The following is a 20740-nucleotide window of genomic DNA, read 5'->3' on the forward strand; positions in this document are numbered from 1 at the left end:
ATCAGGAACCCACATGAACGTCACCTCCGCCACGGTCGGCCAGCAGGCCTATGCCACGCTGCGGCAGCGTTTTGCCCGCATGGGGCATATCCGCAACGCAATGGGAATTCTGGGCTGGGACAAGGACACCATGATGCCGGCAGGGGCGAGCGAAAGCCGCGCCGAGAGTATCGCCGCCCTTGCCGTCCTGTCACATGACCTCATGACCGCACCGGACATGGGCGACCTGCTGGCCCGCGCCCAGGCCCCCGATGACGCCATGGCGCGCGCCAACCTGCATGAAATGCGCCGCCAGCACGCCCATGCCGCCGCCGTGCCGTCCGATCTGGTCGAAGCAATGTCGCGTGCGTCCTCGCGGTGTGAAATGGCATGGCGTACCGCGCGGCAGGACAGTGATTTCGCCAGCCTGCTGCCGGAACTGGAAACAGTGCTGGCCCGCACCCGCGACATTGCCGCCGCCAAGGCGCAGGCCCTTGGGCTGTCCCCCTATGACGCGCTGCTGGATCAGTATGATGCGGGCACGCGGCAGGCGGATATCGACCCGGTCTTTGCCGAACTGGCCAGTGAACTGCCCGACCTGATCCGCACCGCACTTACCCATCAGGCCACGCTGGCCGCCCCCGTGCCGCTTTCGGGATCGTTTGACGTGCCCGCACAGGCACGGCTGGGGCACGAGACCATGCGCGCACTGGGCTTTGACATGCAGCGCGGGCGGCTGGATGTCAGCCTGCACCCCTTCTGCGGCGGGGCGGAGGACGATGTCCGCATCACCACCCGGTATGAGGAGGATGACTGCATCAACGCACTCATGGGCATCATACATGAGACCGGGCACGCGCTGTACGAGCAGGGCCTGCCCGCAGCATGGCGCGCCCAGCCTGTGGGCGAGGCACGTGGCATGAGCCTGCATGAAAGCCAGTCCCTGCTCATGGAAATGCAGGTCGCGCGGTCGCAGCCCTTCATGGACTGGATGGCGCCCCGCCTGCGCGCGGCCTTTGGTGGCGCGGATACCGACCCGGCATGGCAGGCGGATAACCTGCACCGCCTTGTCACACGCGTGCGCCCCGGTTTCATCCGCGTGGATGCTGATGAGGTCACGTACCCCGCGCATATCCTTGTACGTTATGAAATGGAAACCGCGCTGATTGCGGGAAAGATGAAGCTGTCCGACCTGCCGGAAGCCTTCAATACCCGGATCCATGACCTGCTGGGACTGAACGTGCCCGAGGACCGGCTGGGCTGCCTGCAGGATATCCACTGGCCATCAGGCGCATGGGGGTATTTCCCCACCTACACGCTGGGCGCGATTATCGCCGCACAGTTGCGCGAAGCAGCCGAACGTAGCGACCCCACCATCATGCCCAGCATAGGCAAGGGCGATTTCGCCCCCCTGCTGGCATGGCTACGCCCGCACATTCATGCACGCGGCAGCGGGGCATCCACCCGCGACATCGTGCGCGACGCCACGGGGGCGGTGCCCAATACGGGTCCCTACCTGCGCCATCTGCGCCAGCGGTACTGTGCGCAGGTCTGACCCGGGCGCGGTCTGATCGGGCGACGGCGTCCGGCGGCGGTTCGAAATGGCCGGTTGATCAGGGGACTGCCTGAAAAACCGGCCTGTAAAACGCCCTGCGAACCTGATGAAAGTGATCAGCCGCCTTCTGGAAACACTCTTTTATGGCAGGGCGGACATGCCGCATGTTCCACTTGCCATTCGCTGCGGTTCGTGACGAGATAACGCGCGATGTACGCGAAATCTCCATCTGCCATCCGTCGCCTGCGCTCAGCGGGTTTCCTTCTTGCCTGCGGCACCTGCCTGCTGGGGACCGGCCATGCCGCCCATGCCGCCAAGCCCGCGCCGCCGCTCAGCCCGGCCGCGACGCTGGAGGATGTCGTATCCTCCTCTACCGCCGCATGGGACCGTGTGGTCGTGCTGCCTGACGGGCGGCTGCTGGTGGAACTGCCGCGCTGGGCGGGCAATACCGGCCCGGGGCTGGCGCTGCTGGATGGGGACAACACGCCCCATCCCTATCCCGACAATACATGGAACGACCCCGCCACGCCGGCGGCAAAGCGGCTGGTTGCACCTTCGGATGTACAGCTCCAGCCCGATGGCACGCTATGGGTGCTGGACAGCGGACAGCCCGACCCGGCGGGAAAGCCGGAAGCAGGTGGCCCCAAGATCGTGAAGATCGACAGCCATACCGGTCAGGTCATGCAGACATGGCCGCTCGATCCGGGCATGCTGCGCACGGGCAGTTACGCCGCCACCATGCGCATCGCACGCGGGCATGCATTCATCGGGGATGCCGGCATCCCGGCCATGATCGTGGTCAAGCTGGACACCAACACCCAGCGGCGACTTATGGAGCATACCCCGGCGCTGACCGCGCACCAGCCCATTACGGTTTACGGCCGGGTGGCGACCAACCCCGCGGGTCATACCGCCATCATCAACATCAGCCAGATGGACATAAGCGCCGACGGGCAGTGGCTGTATTTCGAACCCCTGTGCGGCCCCGTGTACAAGCTGGATACCGACCTGCTGGTGGACCCGAAGGTCACCCCCATCGAACTGGAGGAAGGCCCCACCCTGTGGTATAAGACGCCGCCGCTGGGTGGCATCACGGTCGGGCCGGATGGCACGCTGTATTTCAATGACGTGTCCACCGGCAGCATCTTCCGCCTGATGCCCGATCGCGTTTACCAGAAAATCGTGACCGACCCCCGCCTGCACTGGCCCGGCGGATCGTTTGCGACAAAAGACGGGCAGCTTTATGTGCCGGCGGCCCAGCTTGACCGGACCGCGCCGCTGAATGGCGGGCACAACGCCATTGAATGGCCGGTGCATATCTACCGCATCAATATCGGCAGCCTGCCGCCACCGAAATTCTGACACACCACGCGCGGAATTGCGCCCTGCGCCGCATGCGCCCCCTTCGCGCGGGGGGCGGTTGGGATTATGGTGGCGCCATGCGCTATATTTCTACCCGGGGGAACGCCCCCGTCCGCGATTTTTCGTCCGTTCTGCTGGCGGGGCTGGCAGAGGACGGTGGCCTGTACCTGCCCGAAAGCTGGCCCGAACTGTCGGTGGCCCAGTGGCGTGACCTGCGGGGCCTGCCCTACCCCGAGCTTGCGGCCCGCATCATCGCCCCCTTTGCCGAAGGGTCGATCACGCATGATGTGCTGCTGACGCTGTGCCGCGATGCCTACAGCCGATTCGACCATCCGGCCATCGTGCCGCTGACGCAGGTGCAAGACGGGCTGTTCGTGCAGGAACTGTTCCACGGCCCGACGCTGGCGTTCAAGGACATGGCCATGCAACTGCTTGGCCGCCTGTTCGACCATGTACTGAACGAACGTGACGAGAAGGTCACAATCGTGGGCGCTACGTCGGGGGATACCGGGTCGGCAGCGATCGAGGCATGCCGGGGCCGCAAGCGCCTGAACGTGGTGATCCTGCACCCCGAGGGGCGCACGTCGGAAGTGCAGCGCAGGCAGATGACAACCGTGCTGGAACCCAACGTGACCAACCTTGCGGTGCAGGGCACGTTTGACGACTGTCAGGATCTGGTCAAGGCGATGTTTGCCGACCAGCCCTTCCGTACCGACATGCACCTGTCGGCGGTCAATTCCATCAACTGGGCACGTATCGCGGCCCAGGTGCCGTATTATGTCTACGCCGCACTGGCGCTGGGCGCGCCGGACCGTGAGGTCTCGTTCGCCGTGCCCACGGGCAATTTCGGCAATGTGCTGGCGGCATGGGTCGCCCGCCGCATGGGCCTGCCCATCCGCGCACTGTGCGTGGGGTCCAACCGCAATGACATCCTCTCGCGCTTCCTGAACGAAAACGACATGAGCATCCACGGTGTGGTGCCCAGCCTGTCGCCGTCGATGGATATTCAGGTATCGTCCAACTTCGAACGCCTGCTGTTCGAACTGCTGGACCGCAACGCCGCCGAATGCGCGCGCATCATGACCGATTTCCGCAAGACCGGCGTGATGAAGGTGTCCACCCCGGTGTGGGACCGCGCCAATGCGCTGTTCCACGGCATTTCGCTGGATGATGCCGCGACGGAGGAGGAAATCCGTACGCTGAACACCCGCAGCCACTACCTTGCCGACCCGCATACCGCGATCGGGATTGCCGCTGCCCGCACATTCCGCGAGGCCGGTATCCCCATGGTGGCCATGGCCACCGCACACCCCGCCAAGTTCCCCGATGCAATGGCGCAGGCAACCGGCATCCGCCCCGCCCTGCCTGTGTCGCTGGCCGACCTGTATGACCGACCGGAGCGGTACAGCGTGGTGCCAGCCGACCTGACCGTGATCGAGGACAGGGTGCGCGCAGCGGTCCTGTCCAACTCGGCGGCCTGATCGTCTTCCCTTCCCCTTTTCCATCTTACGCAAGCAAGGGGCGGCATGGGGCCATGATGCACCATGCCGCCCGCAGGACCAGCATGACCGACCTGATCAATGTGACCCGACTGGATTCCGGCCTGACCATCGTGACCGAACGGATGGACCGGGTGGAGACCGTGTCCCTCGGGGCGTATGTCGCCGCGGGCACCTGCAATGAAACCGCGCCCGAAAACGGGGTATCCCATTTCCTGGAGCACATGGCGTTCAAGGGCACCGGCACCCGCACCGCCGTGGGCATTGCCGAGGAAATCGAAAACGTGGGCGGCCATATCAACGCCTATACCGCGCGTGAACACACTGCGTATTACGTCAAGCTGCTGAAGGAAAACCTGTCGCTGGGTGCTGACATCATCGGTGACATCCTGACCCACAGCAGCCTTGCGCCGGATGAGCTGGAGCGTGAACGCGGCGTGATCCTGCAGGAAATCGGTCAGGCGAACGACACGCCCGATGACATCGTGTTCGACCATTTTCAGGAAACCGCCTTTCCCGACCAGCCGATGGGCCGCCCCACGCTGGGCACGGAATCCGGTATCCAGACCATGTCGCGCGCAACCCTGGTCAATTACATGGATACCCATTACCGGGCGGGCAATACCATCATCGCGGCGGCGGGCAACTTGGAACACGCCCGCGTGGTGGACCTTGTGCAGCAGCATTTTGCCGACCTGCCTACCGGCACCGTCCCGCCGCAGCCCGCCGTGAATTACGTAGGCGGCGCCTTCACGCGCGAACGCGACCTGGATCAGGCCCATATCGTGCTGGGCTTTCCGTCCATGCCCTATGGCGACCCGGACTATTACCCGGCCCTGCTGTTGTCCACGCTGCTGGGCGGGGGCATGTCGTCACGGCTGTTCCAGGAAATCCGTGAAAAGCGGGGGCTGGTCTATTCCGTCTATTCCTTCAACGCACCCTTCCGGCAGGGCGGGCTGTTCGGCATCTATGCCGGCACGGGTGAAGCACAGGTGGCTGACCTTGTTCCCGTAACGCTGGAAGAACTGCGCAAGGTGCGTCATACGGTGACGGACGCGGAACTGGCGCGGGCGCGGGCGCAGCTCAAATCCTCGCTGCTCATGTCTCTGGAAAGCACGGGCAGCCGGTGCGAGCAGCTGGCCCGGCAGCTTCAGGTCTTTGGTCGCCTGATCCCCACTGCCGAGACCGTGCGCCGGATCGACGCCGTCACCATTGCGGACGTGCAACGCGTCGCGACCCGCATATTCAGCGGCAGGCCGACCCTCGCCTCCCTCGGGCCGGTCAGCCATATTCCTTCCCTCGACAGCATCACGGGGGCGCTGGCAGCATGAATACCGATCCGCTTGACCTGATCTCCACCCTCCTTACCCGTGCCCGTGCGGCAGGGGCGGATGCGGCGGATGCGATCTACGCCACCCGCGTCGCCCATGGCGCGCAGGTGCGTAATGGACAGACCGAGGACCTTGAACGCTCCGAGACCTGTGACCTCGGACTGCGGGTGTTCGTAGGGCAGCGTTCGGCCATTGTCTCGGCCACGGCGCTGGACCCCGAACGCTTCGACGCGCTGGCCGAACGTGCCGTCGCCATGGCGCGCGTCGTGCCCGAGGACCGCTTTGCCGGACTGTGCGCCGAGGCCGCGACCACCTTTACAGACGCGACGGGGCTGGACCTGTCTGACCCGACCGAAGTGACCACTACCGACCTTGTGGCCCGCGCGCGCGCGGCGGAAGACGCGGCACTTGCGGTAACGGGCATTACCAACAGCAATGGCGCATCGGCCAGTTTCGGCCTGTCGGACATCATTCTCATGACATCCGCCGGGTTTTCGGGGCGGTATGCCCGGACCAGCCATTCCGTGTCCGCCAGCGCAGTAGCAGGCAGCGGCACGAAGATGGAGCGTGATTACGACTATCACGCCGCCGTCCACCTGTCGGACCTTGAGGATGCGGGCCTGATCGGCCGTCGCGCGGGGGAACGCACGGTTGCGCGCCTGAACCCGGTGCGCCCGCGCACCGGGCGCATGCCGATCGTGCTGGACCCGCGCGTATCCACCAGCCTGCTGGGTCACCTGTCGGGGGCGATCAACGGCATTGCCATCGCGCGCGGCACGTCCTTCCTCAAGGAAAAGATGGATTGCCGCATCATGCCCGCGGGCATCACCATCATTGACGACCCACGCCGCGTACGTGGTCCCGGCGCGCGTCCCTTCGACGGCGAGGGCATGCTGACATCCACCCGCACGCTGGTGGAAGATGGCGTGCTGAAGACATGGGCGCTCGACTCCCGCTCCGCCCGCCAGCTGGGACTCAGGCCCAATGGCTGCGCCAGCCGGGGCACGTCGGGACCGCCTGCGCCCTCACTTGGCAACATGTTCATGCAGCCCGGTGATCTGACACCTGCGGCCCTGATGGCAGACATAAAGGAAGGGATTTACATTACCGAACTGATGGGGTCCGCCATCAACGGCATTACCGGCGATTACAGCCGGGGGGCGGCGGGCTTCATGATCCGCGACGGCGTGCTGGCGGAACCGGTGTCCGAACTGACGGTCGCGGGCAACCTGAATGACATGTTCGCCCGTCTGGTGCCGGCCAGTGACCTGGTCTTCCGCCAGTCAACCAATGCGCCGACCATCCGTATCGACGATATGGTTATTGCGGGTTCGTAAGCTGAAAATTACCTGGACGCTTTTTGAAAAGAGCCTCACGAAAAACTTTCTTATGATTGCAGGGTGCTTTACGGGACTGACTGTCCCGGCAGTCTCCCACCCTTTCCGTGATTTCATGTGTCTGTAAGCCCGTTGCCCCTGTTACCGGGGCGCGGACTTACCTATATCTGTAACAAGTGGCCCGGAATAATGCAGGCCGCATGATAAAGATGGTTCCGACACAGGATTGCAGATACCCTGACCCAGATGAAAAAGAATTCTTCGCGCCAGATGCCGCGTAAAAGCATCGTCCTTGCTGCTAGCGCGGCCCTGACCATGCTGCCGCTGCTGGCCCATCCCGATGTGGCTGACGCCCGCGCGGGTGGTGGCTTCTCCATGGGGAGCAGGGGGTCACGTACCTACAGCGCACCCGCACCATCGCAGACCGCGCCCTTTGGCGCGACCCCTTTCCAGCGCACCATGACGCCACGCCCGCAGCCGACGCCCGGCTATGGCGCACGTGCGCCGTTTGGTGGGGGCGCGATGGCCATGGCCCAGCCGCGCCATCCGTTCATGAGCGGCTTCATGGGCGGCCTGATCGGTGCCGGCCTGTTCGGCATGATGTTCGGGCATGGCATGTTCGGCTCCGGCATGGGGGGCAGCGGCTTTCTGGGCCTGCTGATCCAGCTGGCGCTGGTCTTCTTTATCGTGCGCTGGGCCATCCGCCGTTTTGCCGGAAGCCGCGCCAATGGTGGCAATGCCGTGCCTTTTGGCATGCAGGGACCGGCGGGCGGGCCCGTGCCGCAGGGTGGCCAGCAGGCGGTTGGCGTCGCCATTACCGCAGCTGATTACCAGGCTTTCCAGCAGGCGCTGATCAATATCCAGACGGCATGGAGCCAGCAGAATGTTGGGGCCATGCAGCACATGGCCACACCGGAAATGGTGTCCTACTTCAGCAGCCAGCTGAACGATCTGGCCAGCCGTGGCGCGCGCAACGTGGTATCGGATATCCGGTTTGAACGTGGCGACCTAGTGGAAAGCTGGCGCGAAAACGGGTTCGATTACGCCACTGTCGCCATGCAGTATTCCATGATCGACATCACCACTGACATGACGGGCCGCGTGATCGAGGGTGATCCCGCCAACCGCACCACCGTGACCGAGCTGTGGACTTTCGTCCGTTCAGCCGGGACCGGCACGTGGCTGCTGTCAGCCATCCAGCAGACACCGCGCCGCTGACCATCGGTTTCAATCTGGAACACGAAAGGCCCGCATCGCCTGATGCGGGCTTTTTTCATGATCGCGCCATGGGTACGCCCCCGCAATCGTCACTGATTGGCGTTCCATCCTCCTGCACGGTACCCATCCGGGCGTTTACGCTTATTCTATCGGCATCATTATCATCAGGAGCATGCCAGTAGCGTCGGCCCATCCGGCAATGATCGAGTGGCCGTTACGTATGGTCAGATGCCAGGTTTCGTTCCAGCGCCACTGCCATAATTCCCCACCACGACAGAACCATGGTGAAGGGCAAAGGCCCTGAAACGGATTTCCCATAATGCTCCATCGGATGGTTCCATTACAATGGGGCATCACTGGAGACGATCTGCCTGCCCCCGGAAATACGCAGGCGGCGCGGCCCATCGCGCAATGCGCCCATGCAGGCCAATACGGAGCCCCAAGGATACCAATCAGGCCCGCATGCTGTCGTCGGGTCTGTATCCGGCTTCACCCTGCCGCACGCAGCTTCTGTCCCAACATTACCGGCCGTCTGTACCGGAACGGAAAAGGCAGAGAGCAGGCCTATAAAAAGCCTGGGCGGGTATCTGCCTGGATAATGGAAAAAACGGAACCATAACCGGGCGGAACGCCCGATCGTTCTTCAGGTCCGGACCGGGGAATGACCCGCCTAAATATGCGTAAGGCTGAGCGCGTACAGGATGACCGCCAGCGCCGAAAGCGTAATCGCCACGGCGCGGATGCGGCCCCTGTGTCGGCGCGCCGCCTCCTGCGCTTCCATCTGCGGTGTCACCTGAACTGTTGTTGCCTGATCCATCTGCCCGAACTCCCTTATGGATGACACTGCCCGATCAGTGGGCGATAAAGGCATGGTCGGCCAACAGGCCAAGGAACAGGAAAAACAGGTAAGCCAGCGAATAGCGGAAGGACCGGCGTGCCGGACCGTCACCCGTCAGGCTGACACCACTGGCATCCTGCCGGTCACGCAGCACCCCGATGGCACAGTAAATGAACCCTGCTCCCAGAACAGTGGCCACCACGGTGTATAGCCAGCCCGCCAGATGCATGAAGGATGGCACCAGCGATACAGCGGTCAGGATGATCGTGTACCACAGTATCTGCCACCGCGTGTGCCGTGCCCCGCGCACCACCGGCAGCATGGGAATACCCGCCCGCCCGTAATCCTTGCACGCATACAGCGACAGCGACCAGAAATGCGGTGGTGTCCACAGGAAGATGATGCCGAACATCACCACCGGCATCACCGCCATGGACCCTGTTGCCGCCGCCCACCCGATCATGGGCGGGAACGCACCCGCCGCGCCGCCGATCACGATGTTCTGCGGTGTCGAACGCTTGAGCCACATGGTGTAGATGACGGCATAAAAGAAAATGGAAAACGCAAGGATGCCTGCCGCAAGGGCATTGGTGGCCAGCCACATCAGGATAACGGACGCAACCGACAGGCCAATGCCATACCCCAGTGCCGCATCCGGGCTGACGCGCCCGTTGGGAATGGGCCGTGTTACCGTGCGCTTCATCACCGCGTCGATATCGCGGTCATACCACATGTTGATCGCACCCGCCGCACCAGATGCCATGCACACGCACAGGATGCTGACAGCCGCCACCAGCGGGTTCAGCGGCCCCGGCGCCATATACAGGCCAGCAGCCCCGGTGAACACCACCAGCGAAATGACGCGCGGCTTGAGCAGCAGCAGCCAGTCCCGCGCTTCCGTCCCGACGCGGGCGGCGTCATAGGTAATGGGGGTAGGTTGCGCCGCGTCGGGCGTTGTGACTGCGCCGCTCATGCTTCATGCCTCTCCACGCGTGGGGGATGCAGACTGCCATTCAGCTGTCCGCGCCCCCGGTCCCCAGTAATTGGCAGGCAGCGACGTGCGGGGCTGCATGCCGACACGCACGACGATCCCGGCAAACACGACCAAGGACAGTCCCATCAGCACCGCGCCCATAACGCCCGGCAGGCCATGGAACGCCATAAGCGACAGGACCGTTCCCCCGACCGTCAGCCCGAAATGGACGCGGCTGGCGCCAACCGGGGCCACATGGCCCATCATCTTGCCAATCCAGTAATAGAAACCGGCAAACAGCGCGAACATGGCGGCATACAGCGTGGCCGCATGTACGTCGGCCATACCGCCAGGCAGCAGCGACATACCGGATCCCACCAACAGCAGCGCTACGAACCCGGCCGCCCATTCCATGGGGACCGAGGCACGGACATGCCCCACCCGCACCGTGCGCGCCCAGGCCACAAGAACCGCCAGCACCGGCAGGACGATCAGCCCGAGCTGGACAATGGCCGCAGGTGCCGCCATGCGGGCCAGACCGCCATGCAGCAGGTCATGCACCCACACTGAACCGCCACCGATCGACATGACGACCAGCGCACCCAGCACCAGACGCGGCATCTGCAATGGCGCACCGGAAAATGTCTCGATAATCTGGGAAACGATCCCGATGGACGGCAGCAGCAGCAGCGCGATCTCGGACCCGGCGAAAACATGCAGCAGACCATCGACCTGCCCGGACATGTCGTCCCCCGCCAGTATGATCCGCGTCAGGCCACCCGCCAGAACGGGCATGACCATGACAACCATCATGGCCGTCAGCGCCTGCGCCCAGACGAATACGGGCATGTCACGCAGGCGCTGGCCCATCGGCCCCATGTTCAGGACGGTGGCGACCATGTTGATGGCCTGCAGCAGCATGCCAAGGCTCCACCCCATCAGGGCGAACAGGGAAACCTGCGCGGGAACGGTGGGGGACAGCCCCACCAGCACGGCCACGAAACTGGCGGCAACCAGTCCCCACCCCATCAGCGCCATGCGCGGGAACGCCAGCGCGCGCGCGCGCAGCAGCAGCGGTACGAACCAGTTGCCAAATCCGCCAAACAGGGCAGGTAGCGCACAGAAGAACACCATCATCATGCCATGACGGCGGCCGATGCGTCCAGCGGCACCGGCGATATCGCCCCCGGCCCATGCATCGGTCAGCGTCTGGGGCAGCAGGCCGACCTGAAGGCCCACGGCCAGCAGGCCGCCAACCATTCCCGCCACAATCGCCATGACAAGGTACAGCATGCCGACCGTCCTGTAGCCACAGGCCCCATCAGCATTGCGCGCCTCACCTGCCCCGAACCGTGTGCCTGTGGGCATACGATGTACTCCCTGCTGCCATGCGCCGGTGTCTGGCATGGCCAATCGTTACCATGATTTCATCATATACCGCGCCTTATACACAAAAACGACCCTGTGGGCCGCTCCTGTGGTCGCGCAATCGTCATTTCAGCCCTGCCACAGGGACAGGGCTGGGGCACGTCCGCGCTGGCTTACGCCACCATGGGGCTGGCGGAACTGTCGGCCTCACGCGGCAGCGTAACCAGCGTGAACAGCCCGGCAGGGGGCACCGACTGCAATGTCGCGCGCCGCAGGTCGGCAGGCGGCAGCAGGGATTCAATGGCGAAATCCGGGTGCCAGCCCAGCGAATGCGACGCCCGCGCCATACCGCGTTCAACCGCCAGCCGCACGCCACCCTGCGCCAGGAAGTGATTGACGAACAGGATATGCCCGCCCGGCCTGACCACGCGCTTGAGTTCCGCCAGCAGCGCACGCGGATGCGGCACAACGGAGGCAACGAACATCGCCACCGCTATGTCGAACGTGCCATCGTCAAACTTCGTTGCCTCGGCATCCATTTCCAGCAGGTCGTCCACATTGGACAGGTGCAACCGCCTTACGCGCTGACGCGCGCGTTCCAGCATGTCGCCCGACAGGTCGATGCCGGTAATATGCTTGTCCTTGCGGTAATAAGGCAGCGCAAGGCCCGTGCCCACGCCCACTTCCAGCACCCGCGTGCCTGGCAGGCCGTTGACGGCTTCGACTGCCCGCTTGCGCCCGAAGGCGGAAATGCTGCCGAATACGGCGTCATACACGCTGGCCCAGCGGCGATACGCCGCCTTGACCGCCGCCGCATCCAGCGCGGATTTGGGAGAAGGTATTTCCACGACTTTTTCAGCGGCCTCATCGTGCAGAACGTCACTCATCAGGCTGCTCCCATGCCAAGGCCAAGGAAGACGGCGCATCCGGCCCGCTTCCGTGCTGCATCCGCCATGATCAAATCCGTCCCGTTCTGCTGCATTACAATTCCACCTGACCTGCCCACGCGCCATCCGGCCCGTGCAACCGTCTGCCATCCCTGTCCCATGCCATGCCACATGGCATGACAGCCACGACCATCGTGCCCGCCATGGACATCGTCTGCCAATTCCCTATGCGCCCGCGCCGCCTGTGGCCAGGCGGGATACGATCGCATCCCATATCAGGCCTGCGGTATTGATACCGTCAAAACGGTCGATTTCCTGCAGGCCGGTGGGGGACGTGACATTGATTTCGGTCAACCATTCACCAATCACGTCGATTCCCACGAAAATAAGTCCCTGTTCACGCAGCATCGGCCCGATCGTGTCACAGATCTCCCGGTCCCGCGCCGTCAGTTCCGCGCGGACCGGTCGGCCACCCACATGCATGTTGGACCGTGTCTCCCCTTCCGCCGGGATCCGGTCGATCGCCCCTACCGGCACGCCATCGACCAGGATGATGCGCTTGTCCCCCCTGCGCACGGCGGGTTCATAACGCTGGATCATCAGCGGTTCGCGCGAACGGGCGAAATGCATTTCCAGCAGGGCGTTCAGGTTGGGATCATCCTCGCGGATGCGGAACACGCCCGCCCCCCCGTTGCCAAACAGCGGTTTGACGATGATATCGCGCCATTTCGCGCGGAATTCCAGTATCGTCCTGATATCCCATGTCACCAGCGTGGGGGGCATGAGGTCGGGATAATGCGTGACCAGTATCTTTTCGGGCGCATTGCGTACTGCGGCGGGGTTGTTAACCACCAGTGCGCGGCCCGGGCCAACGCCATGAATATGTTCAAGAATATGGGTCGCGGTGATATAGGCCATGTCAAATGGCGGATCCTGGCGCATCAGCACCACATCCATGTCCGCAAGGTTGATGACCTGTTCCGGCCCGAACGTGGCGTGGTCACCCGCCTGGCGCCGCACCGTGACCGGACGGGCGCGGGCGGTTACGCGGTCGGTGCGCTGGCCGCCCTGTGGCGTGGTCCGTCCCTCGTTCAGGCTCAGGGCCTCGACCTGATAGACAAACAGTTCGTATCCCCGGGTCTGTGCCTCCAGCATCATGGCGAAAGTGGAATCACCATTGATGTCGATACCGCCAAGCGGGTCCATCTGGACAGCAACCTTCAGGGGGCGTGACATAGGCGGGCTTTCTCCACGCGGAACGGGACCGGTTCATGCCGGTGGCCATGGAACGGGGCCACCTGGGAACAAACGTCTTAATATGCCTTTGCGCCCACGGCCAGCCCCTTGTTACGGCGCGGATGGATAGGAAATGGCAAGGACCTCGATCATTTCCTCGCCACGCGGGGTCAGCAGGCGGACCTCATCGCCCACGCCGGCGCGCATGAGCGCCCTTGCAACAGGGGAAACAAGGCTGATCTGCCCTGCCGCCATGTCCGCTTCATCCACGCCAAGGATGGTAACGGTCCGTTCCTCGTCGCGTTCATTTACATAGGTGACCGTCGCACCAAAAAATACCCGCTCGCGCTGCGGCTGGGCCGCCGGGTCGACAATGACCGCGTTATCAATACGTTTCGTCAGGAACCGGATGCGGCGATCAATTTCGCGCAGGCGGCGCTTGCCATACTGGTAATCGCCATTTTCCGAACGGTCGCCATTGCCGGCCGCCCATGACACGATTTCCACGATTTTCGGGCGTTCGTCACGCAGCAGGGCGGTCAGTTCGGCACGCATCGCCCCGATCCCGCCGGGTGTGATATAATGTGACAGCCCGCCCTTCACCGGCGTGCCGCCCCCTGTTGCGGCGTGCGGTCGGGCCTTCAGCATCGTGCCACCGTCATGCGGATATGTCCCTCCATCACCTGTCCCGGCGCAAGCACACGCACGCCACTATCGGCAATGGTGGTCCGGTTGAAGCCATCATTCATGTTACTGACCGGTTCAAGCCCGATATAGGGCCGTGCCGGTGGGGTAAACAGCACGAGGTGGGACAGGTCGGGGCTCCCCTCCATCGTCAGGGCATAACCCTCGCGCGGCCAGCGCAGGAAGGCGCTGCCCGACCATCCGGCGTAACAGTTGTCGATGGCGGTGTCCCCCGCGTCGCGCATACGGGCGAAGGACCACTCCCCCTCCGCCGGGATACGCAGCAGCGGCAGGTGGTCCGGACCGTTGGTCCATACGCTGCTGGCCACGAACCCCAGCTTCAGGCCCGAATGACGGGGGAAATAGGGGTGGAAACCCATGCCCACCGGCTGGTCGCGCGTATCGGTGTTTTCCAGCAGGATCCCGATCGACAGTCCCGCTTCATGCAGGTCGTAGCGCAGCTGGGCACGATAACTGAACGGCCATTGCCCGGCATGGGCCCCGGCCGGAGTGTGATCAAGGGCAAGCGTCGCGCTGCTATCGGACAGCAGCGCGATTCGCCACCGCCGCTGCCACCCGTTGCCATGAATGGCGCAGTCTTCCCCCGCAAAGCTGGGGGCAAGGTGATAGTCCACGCCTTCGAAACGGAAATGGTCACCCGCAATCCGGTTGGAAAACGGCACCAGCGGATACCCCGCCACCGCGCGCCCGTGCTGGGCCACAAGGTGCGGGTCACTGACGGGGCGGAGGAATTCCATGCCTGCCGCATTCCGCCAGAATGCGATACTGCCGCCAAGGTCGGGCAACAGGCCAAGGCTTGCGCCACCCGCACGCAGTTCCAGCGTGGCGGACATGCTCCGTTCCCGTTGTCCGGCGCAGGGCTGGGGCTGTCCGCCCGTCCTATCGTCCACGCCGCTTTCCCCTTCCCTTCACCTGATCGGGATCATAGCCGCCACCACCCGGCCCCAGCGGCACCGGGCCACGGTTGCGCCGTGCAATGGCCTTCGGGCTGGTGCCGGGGCGCCCCGCGCTTGATTGCGGCAGGGGCGGTGGCTCCATGCCCAGTTCCAGCGCTTCCAGCCTGCGGATTTCATCACGCAGGCGGGCCGCGGTCTCGAATTCCAGATCGGCCGAGGCCGCGCGCATCTTCTTCTCCAGATCGGCAATGGCGGCCTTGTAATCCTTGCCCACCATTTCCTGCACGCTGCCATCCGCGGTGGGGGTGACGGTAACGTAATCCTGCTCGAACACCGAGGATATGGCCTCCCCGATATGCTTGCGCACGGACTGCGGGGTAATGCCGTGTTCCTCGTTCCACAGGCTCTGCTTTTCACGCCTGCGGGCGGTTTCCTCGATGGCGTAGCGCAGGCTGTCGGTCATCTTGTCGGCATACAGCAGCACGCGGCCATCCACGTTACGCGCGGCGCGGCCGATGGTCTGGATCAGCGACGTACGTGAACGCAGGAAGCCTTCCTTGTCCGCATCCAGAATGGCGACGAGCGAGCATTCGGGAATATCCAGCCCCTCACGCAGCAGGTTGATGCCGATCAGCACATCGAACGCACCCAGGCGCAGGTCGCGGATGATTTCGATACGTTCCAGCGTGTCCACGTCCGAATGCAGGTAGCGCACGCGGATACCCGCCTCGTTCATGTATTCGGTCAGGTCTTCGGCCATGCGCTTGGTCAGCGTCGTGACCAGCACGCGTCCACCATCGGCAATGGTCTGGCGGCATTCAGCCAGCAGGTCATCCACCTGATGTTCGACGGGACGCACGATGGTGATGGGGTCGATCAGGCCGGTCGGGCGGATGACCTGTTCGGCGAACACGCCGTCCACACGCCGCATTTCCCACGGGCCGGGGGTTGCGCTGACAAATACCGTCTGCGGGCGGTAGGAATCCCATTCAGCAAAGGTCAGCGGACGGTTGTCGAGACAGGACGGCAGGCGGAAGCCGAATTCCGCCAGCACGGACTTCCGTGCATGGTCACCCCGCTCCATCCCGCCAATCTGCGGCACGGTCACGTGGCTTTCATCCACGATCAGCAGCGCATCCTCGGGCAGGTATTCAAACAGGGTTGGCGGCGGCTCGCCCGGCGCACGACCGGACAGGTAGCGCGAATAGTTCTCGATCCCCTTGCATACGCCCGTGGTCTCGATCATCTCCAGATCAAAGGTGGTGCGCTGCTGCAGGCGTTCGGCTTCCAGCAGCTTGCCTTCCTCGGTAAAGCGGGCCAGCGTTTCACGCAGTTCCTGCTTGATGCCGGTCATTGCCTGCGTCAGCGTCGGGCGCGGGGTGACATAATGGCTGTTGGCGTAAATGCTGATGGATTCAAGGTCGCCGGTCTTTTCACCCGTCAGGGGATCGAATTCCGTAATTTCGTCAATCTCGTCGCCAAACAGGCTGATCCGCCATGCACGGTCCTCGTTCTGGACGGGAAAGACGTCGATCGTCTCACCACGCACGCGAAAGGTGCCGCGCTGGAACGCCGCGTCATTGCGGCGGTACTGCAGTTCCACCAGTCCCCTGATCAGCCGGTCGCGGTCGATCTCGCCGCCGACCTCCAGCTTGACCACCATGCGCGAATAGGTCTCGACCGAGCCGATACCGTAAATGCACGACACCGAGGCGACGATAATGACATCGTTGCGCTCCAGCAGCGCCTGTGTCGCGGCATGGCGCATGCGGTCGATCTGTTCGTTAATCTGGCTGTCTTTTTCGATATACGTATCCGACCGGGGCACGTAGGCCTCCGGCTGGTAGTAATCATAGTAGCTGACAAAATATTCGACCGCATTATCGGGAAAGAACTGCTTCATTTCCGCATAAAGCTGGGCGGCGAGTGTCTTGTTGGGGGCCAGCACCAGGGTGGGCTTCTGCGTCGCCTCGATGATCTTGGCCATGGTGAAGGTCTTGCCCGACCCGGTCACACCCAGCAGAACCTGATCGCGCTCCCCCCCTTCCACGCCGCTGACCAGTTCGGCAATGGCCGTAGGCTGGTCCCCTGCGGGTTCATAAGTGGAGTGGACCGTGAATTTATTGGTCTTGGGTTTTGCGGGCTGACGTTCGGGCTGGAACAGGACAGGCATGTCCGCCGGATCAATGTCAGTCGTCTTTTTCTTCTTGCTGCGCGATGCTGTTGCCATGGCTACAGACAGTGGGGACGCAACCGCCGTGGCGCAAGAGGCCGGTGCGGCCGGATCGTCCCCATTTTCTTCAGTTCCGTGACCCGAGCGGCGCCGGCACCCGCGCAGCGCGCAGGGCTTCGGCCTGCCTGCGGGCCAGTGCGGCTTCGTTGAAGTCGCCCGCCAGTTCCTGAAACAGTTCGTGCCAGTTCACCCTGGCCTTCAGCCGCAGGAACACGCTGCCCAGCCCCACGGCGGAGCGGTCCACCAGCACGAATTCACGCGGGGGCTGCACGCCACCCGTGCGTTTCAGGCCGTTATAGACGCGTTCGGCCACGGCGCGGCCATATTGCGGGTCGTTGTCTTCCTGAATGAAGCGCTCACGGTCATCCAGCAGCGGACCATAGATGAAGCGCGCCCATTCGTTGAGCACCCGCATCGTATCGCGCGACAGGTTGGCGAAACCCCATGCTTCATACGCATGCATCGCCAGATCCTCGTCATCCGTCTCGATCGCCTTATGCAGGTCGATGATGCCCTGTACGAAGCGCGAGGGGAAAATCCGGATGGCACCAAAATCCAGCAGGTTGATGCCGTAATCGTCGCGCACGGTGAAGTTGCCCATGTGCGGGTCGCCATGAATGACACCATACCGGTACAGCGGCGCGTACCACGCACGGAACAATGCGCGCGCCATGCTGTTTCGCTCCTCCTGCGTGGGATTGGCGTCCAGCACTTTCTGGATGCCCTGCCCATTGACCCATTCCATGGTCAGCAGGCGCTGGGTGCACAGCGCGTCCACCGGCCGGGGAATGGTGACATCCCCGAATTCCGCCAGCATCAGGTGGTACAGCCGCATGTTCGCGGCTTCCCGCAGGTAGTCCAGTTCCTCATACAGCCGGTCCTGCAGTTCTTCCAGCACGTCATCCTGACAGATGGTGCTGTCGAGTCTGTAGAACAGGTTGACCGCCATGCGGAACTGCTTGAGGTCGGATTCGACCGTCGATTTCATGTCCGGGTACTGCAGCTTGCACGCGACCTGCTGCCCGTCGGGCAGCACCGCGCGATGCACCTGCCCCAGACTTGCGGCCGCCGAGGCCTCGCGGCTGAAGGAGCGGAAATTGCGTTCCCAGTTCGGGCCAAGTTCGGCCGACATACGGCGACGGACGAAGTTCCAGCCCATGGGGGGCGCATTGGCCTGAAGCTGCGCCAGTTCCTTGGCATATTCCTCGGGCAGAGCGCCGGGAATCGTGGACAGAAGCTGCGCGCCCTTCATGAGCGGCCCCTTCAGCCCGCCAAGGACGCTTTTCAGGTCCTCGGCATGGATGGTCTGGTTGGAGCGGAAGCCCATCTTGTGCCCGGCGATACGCGCGGCAATGCCGCCGACCGTGCCGGACGTGCGCACCATGCGGCGGAATTCACCAAACAGGCCGGTATTATCGATATTCCGTTCATCCGCCACGTCAGACACGCTCCAGTTCATCAATAAATCCGGCGATCACATCCAGCCCCTTCTGCCAGAAGCCGGGGTCCGCCGCATCCAGCCCGAAGGGGGCCAGCAGTTCACGATGCCGCAGGGTCCCGCCAGCCTTCAGCATGTCGAGGTACTTGTCCTGAAACCCCGGATGACCGGACCGGAACACCCCGTATAGCGCGTTTACCAGACAATCGCCAAAGGCATAGGCATACACGTAGAACGGTGAATGGATGAAATGGGGAATGTAGGTCCAGTACACATCATAATCTGGCGTGAAATTGAAGGCCGGGCCAAGGCTTTCGACCTGTGTCTGGCGCCAGATTTCCCCAATGCGCGCAGGCAGCAGTTCGCCCTTTCGGCGTTCCTCATGCACCAGCATCTCGAACCGGTAGAAGGCGATCTGCCGCACGACCGTGTTGAGCATGTCCTCCACCTTTGCCGCCAGCATGAGCCTGCGACGCGCGGGGACGCTCTGGGCATCCAGCAGGGCACGGAAGGTCAGCATCTCGCCAAACACGCTGGCAGTTTCCGCCAGTGTCAGCGGCGTGCTGGACATAAGGTAGCCCTGCTTTCCCGCCAGTACCTGGTGCACGCCATGGCCTAGTTCATGCGCCAGCGTCATCACGTCGCGCGTGCGCCCACGGTAATTGAGCAGCAGGTAAGGATGCACCGACGGCACGGTGGGATGGGCGAACGCCCCCGACGCCTTGCCTGGCACGGGGGGCGCATCAATCCATGCATGATCAAAAAACTGCTTCGCCACCGTGCCCATGCGGGGGTCGAAACCTTCATAGGCGGCCATGACCTGCCTTGTCGCCTCCGCCCACGGGATCAGCGGTTCATCCTGCGTGGTCAGCGGTGCGTTGCGGTCCCAGTATTCCAGTTTTTCCAGCCCCAGCCACCTGGCCTTCAGCGCATAATAGCGGTGGGACAGGCGGGGATAGGCCTCGGTCACGGCCTGCACCAGCGCGTCGACCACTTCATCCTCGACCATGTTGGCGCAGTTGCGCGCCGTCGTCGGGCGCGGGTAATGGCGCAGACCGTCCACAATGGCCTTGTCCTTGGCCAGCGTGTTCGTGATCAGCGAAAACAGCTTCACGTTGCGGCCCAGTTCATCGCCAATGGCGTGGGCGGCGTGTTCGCGCACCGTACGATCGGGACTGGACATGGTGTCCAGCGCGTTGCCCAGCGTGGTATCCGCACCGCCCACACGCACCCGCAGGCCGGCCATCGTCTCGTCAAACAGGCGGTTCCATGCAGCCGCCCCCGTGACGGACTTTTCATGCAGGACCGCCTCGACCTCATCGGACAGTTGATACGGGCGGAACACCCGCAGGTCGCGCAGGAAAGGCGCCCAGTGCGCAAGGGCCGGGTCACTCATCTGCGCCGCCAGCGCATCATCGGAAATCCGGTTGAGCTCCAGCGTGAAGAACAGAAGATGCGTGGAAATCGCGGTCAGGCGTTCATTGATCGACTGCGCGAACCGCGCCACGTCGGAATCCGACGTATTGGCCGCGAACAGAAGCTGGGCATAGGAACCCGCGCGGCCCAGCACTTCATCAATCCGCTGGTATTCGGCAATAGCCTGCGCCAGTTCGCACCCCGGCACGGCCGCCAGCCGCCCCTGCCATATGCGTGAAAAGGCCTGCGCGTCCTCATCCGCCTGATCAAGGTCGGTTGCCAGCCGCACCGAATCCGGCCCGTCATACAGGTCCGACAGGTCCCAGCGCGGCAGACCGGCCAGTGCGGATGCGCCGCCTGAGGGCTGGCCTGCATCCCCATGCACGGGGGAAATGCCGGCAGCACCGGCCTGGGGGGCGGAAAAATACGCTTTGGACATAGATCGAGCACCAACCATCAGATCGGGCGA

16 protein-coding genes are annotated in these 20740 nt (G+C 63.5%); 6 read left to right on the forward strand and 10 right to left on the reverse strand.

Annotation, left to right across the window (positions count from 1 at the left end; all coding sequences use genetic code 11):
* Window positions 1–13 precede the first annotated feature (13 nt).
* The 6 genes from HNO79_RS00580 to HNO79_RS00605 all read left to right on the forward strand — a co-directional run bounded on the left by HNO79_RS00580 (window position 14) and on the right by HNO79_RS00605 (window position 8281).
* Entirely contained in the window at window positions 14–1534 is a 1521-nt protein-coding gene (locus HNO79_RS00580) for a carboxypeptidase M32 (RefSeq protein WP_214164348.1), read from the forward strand.
* Between the two features lie 210 nt (window positions 1535–1744).
* The gene (locus HNO79_RS00585) at window positions 1745–2896 is read left to right on the forward strand and encodes an L-dopachrome tautomerase-related protein (RefSeq protein ID WP_214164347.1); all 1152 of its coding nucleotides are present in this window, start codon (window positions 1745–1747) and stop codon (window positions 2894–2896) included.
* A 77-nt stretch (window positions 2897–2973) separates the two neighbouring features.
* Window positions 2974–4377, forward strand: coding sequence for a threonine synthase (gene thrC / locus HNO79_RS00590; protein ID WP_214164346.1), 1404 nt, complete (start codon window positions 2974–2976; stop codon window positions 4375–4377).
* 83 nt (window positions 4378–4460) lie between these two features.
* Window positions 4461–5726: a M16 family metallopeptidase gene (locus HNO79_RS00595; RefSeq protein ID WP_214164399.1), complete on the forward strand. Its 1266-nt coding sequence runs from the start codon at window positions 4461–4463 to the stop codon at window positions 5724–5726.
* Window positions 5723–7063, forward strand: a complete 1341-nt coding sequence (locus tag HNO79_RS00600; RefSeq protein ID WP_214164345.1) for a TldD/PmbA family protein — start codon at window positions 5723–5725, stop codon at window positions 7061–7063. Before HNO79_RS00595 ends, HNO79_RS00600 begins: the two co-directional genes overlap by 4 nt.
* Before the next feature lie 246 nt (window positions 7064–7309).
* On the forward strand, window positions 7310–8281 hold the full coding sequence (locus HNO79_RS00605; RefSeq protein WP_048855354.1) for a Tim44 domain-containing protein: 972 nt from the start codon (window positions 7310–7312) through the stop codon (window positions 8279–8281).
* 670 nt (window positions 8282–8951) lie between these two features.
* Here HNO79_RS00605 and HNO79_RS00610 read toward each other — a convergent pair.
* From HNO79_RS00610 to HNO79_RS00655, 10 genes are all read right to left on the reverse strand, one after another.
* Window positions 8952–9098 (reverse strand): hypothetical protein, encoded by a 147-nt coding sequence (locus HNO79_RS00610; RefSeq protein ID WP_200410478.1) that lies wholly within the window; start codon window positions 9096–9098, stop codon window positions 8952–8954.
* A gap of 34 nt (window positions 9099–9132) precedes the next feature.
* Window positions 9133–10092, reverse strand: coding sequence for a heme o synthase (gene cyoE, locus HNO79_RS00615; protein ID WP_010513780.1), 960 nt, complete (start codon window positions 10090–10092; stop codon window positions 9133–9135).
* A gap of 3 nt (window positions 10093–10095) precedes the next feature.
* Window positions 10096–11460, reverse strand: coding sequence for a cbb3-type cytochrome c oxidase subunit I (locus tag HNO79_RS00620; RefSeq protein WP_244987384.1), 1365 nt, complete (start codon window positions 11458–11460; stop codon window positions 10096–10098).
* Window positions 11461–11633: 173 nt separating this feature from the next.
* Entirely contained in the window at window positions 11634–12347 is a 714-nt protein-coding gene (locus tag HNO79_RS00625) for a class I SAM-dependent methyltransferase (RefSeq protein WP_010513782.1), read from the reverse strand.
* A gap of 225 nt (window positions 12348–12572) precedes the next feature.
* Complete coding sequence (gene gshB, locus HNO79_RS00630; protein ID WP_214164344.1) at window positions 12573–13583, reverse strand: glutathione synthase; 1011 nt, start codon at window positions 13581–13583, stop codon at window positions 12573–12575.
* Between the two features lie 111 nt (window positions 13584–13694).
* Window positions 13695–14231, reverse strand: a complete 537-nt coding sequence (gene greB / locus HNO79_RS00635; protein ID WP_214164343.1) for a transcription elongation factor GreB — start codon at window positions 14229–14231, stop codon at window positions 13695–13697.
* Window positions 14225–15121 (reverse strand): aldose 1-epimerase, encoded by an 897-nt coding sequence (locus HNO79_RS00640; RefSeq protein WP_214164342.1) that lies wholly within the window; start codon window positions 15119–15121, stop codon window positions 14225–14227. The genes greB and HNO79_RS00640 overlap by 7 nt, the downstream gene beginning before the upstream one ends.
* A gap of 46 nt (window positions 15122–15167) precedes the next feature.
* Window positions 15168–17414, reverse strand: a complete 2247-nt coding sequence (uvrB, locus tag HNO79_RS00645; protein WP_214164341.1) for an excinuclease ABC subunit UvrB — start codon at window positions 17412–17414, stop codon at window positions 15168–15170.
* Between the two features lie 70 nt (window positions 17415–17484).
* Window positions 17485–18876, reverse strand: a complete 1392-nt coding sequence (locus tag HNO79_RS00650) for an ABC1 kinase family protein (protein WP_029329359.1) — start codon at window positions 18874–18876, stop codon at window positions 17485–17487.
* Entirely contained in the window at window positions 18857–20710 is a 1854-nt protein-coding gene (locus HNO79_RS00655) for a M3 family oligoendopeptidase (protein WP_214164340.1), read from the reverse strand. The genes HNO79_RS00650 and HNO79_RS00655 overlap by 20 nt, the downstream gene beginning before the upstream one ends.
* Window positions 20711–20740: the final 30 nt, after the last annotated feature.

This window comes from Komagataeibacter oboediens, from assembly GCF_018491655.1.
GTDB lineage: Bacteria > Pseudomonadota > Alphaproteobacteria > Acetobacterales > Acetobacteraceae > Komagataeibacter > Komagataeibacter oboediens.

Bases quoted from the DNA above. Each gene is read 5' to 3' on its own strand.
- HNO79_RS00580 (WP_214164348.1), top strand. From the start codon at position 14: ATGAACGTCACCTCCGCCACGGTCGGCCAGCAGGCCTATGCCACGCTG.
- HNO79_RS00585 (WP_214164347.1), top strand. From the start codon at position 1,745: ATGTACGCGAAATCTCCATCTGCCATCCGTCGCCTGCGCTCAGCGGGT.
- thrC (WP_214164346.1), top strand. From the start codon at position 2,974: ATGCGCTATATTTCTACCCGGGGGAACGCCCCCGTCCGCGATTTTTCG.
- HNO79_RS00595 (WP_214164399.1), top strand. From the start codon at position 4,461: ATGACCGACCTGATCAATGTGACCCGACTGGATTCCGGCCTGACCATC.
- HNO79_RS00600 (WP_214164345.1), top strand. From the start codon at position 5,723: ATGAATACCGATCCGCTTGACCTGATCTCCACCCTCCTTACCCGTGCC.
- HNO79_RS00605 (WP_048855354.1), top strand. From the start codon at position 7,310: ATGAAAAAGAATTCTTCGCGCCAGATGCCGCGTAAAAGCATCGTCCTT.
- HNO79_RS00610 (WP_200410478.1), bottom strand. From the start codon at position 9,098: ATGGATCAGGCAACAACAGTTCAGGTGACACCGCAGATGGAAGCGCAG.
- cyoE (WP_010513780.1), bottom strand. From the start codon at position 10,092: ATGAGCGGCGCAGTCACAACGCCCGACGCGGCGCAACCTACCCCCATT.
- HNO79_RS00620 (WP_244987384.1), bottom strand. From the start codon at position 11,460: ATGCCCACAGGCACACGGTTCGGGGCAGGTGAGGCGCGCAATGCTGAT.
- HNO79_RS00625 (WP_010513782.1), bottom strand. From the start codon at position 12,347: ATGAGTGACGTTCTGCACGATGAGGCCGCTGAAAAAGTCGTGGAAATA.
- gshB (WP_214164344.1), bottom strand. From the start codon at position 13,583: ATGTCACGCCCCCTGAAGGTTGCTGTCCAGATGGACCCGCTTGGCGGT.
- greB (WP_214164343.1), bottom strand. From the start codon at position 14,231: ATGCTGAAGGCCCGACCGCACGCCGCAACAGGGGGCGGCACGCCGGTG.
- HNO79_RS00640 (WP_214164342.1), bottom strand. From the start codon at position 15,121: ATGTCCGCCACGCTGGAACTGCGTGCGGGTGGCGCAAGCCTTGGCCTG.
- uvrB (WP_214164341.1), bottom strand. From the start codon at position 17,414: ATGGCAACAGCATCGCGCAGCAAGAAGAAAAAGACGACTGACATTGAT.
- HNO79_RS00650 (WP_029329359.1), bottom strand. From the start codon at position 18,876: ATGAACTGGAGCGTGTCTGACGTGGCGGATGAACGGAATATCGATAAT.
- HNO79_RS00655 (WP_214164340.1), bottom strand. From the start codon at position 20,710: ATGTCCAAAGCGTATTTTTCCGCCCCCCAGGCCGGTGCTGCCGGCATT.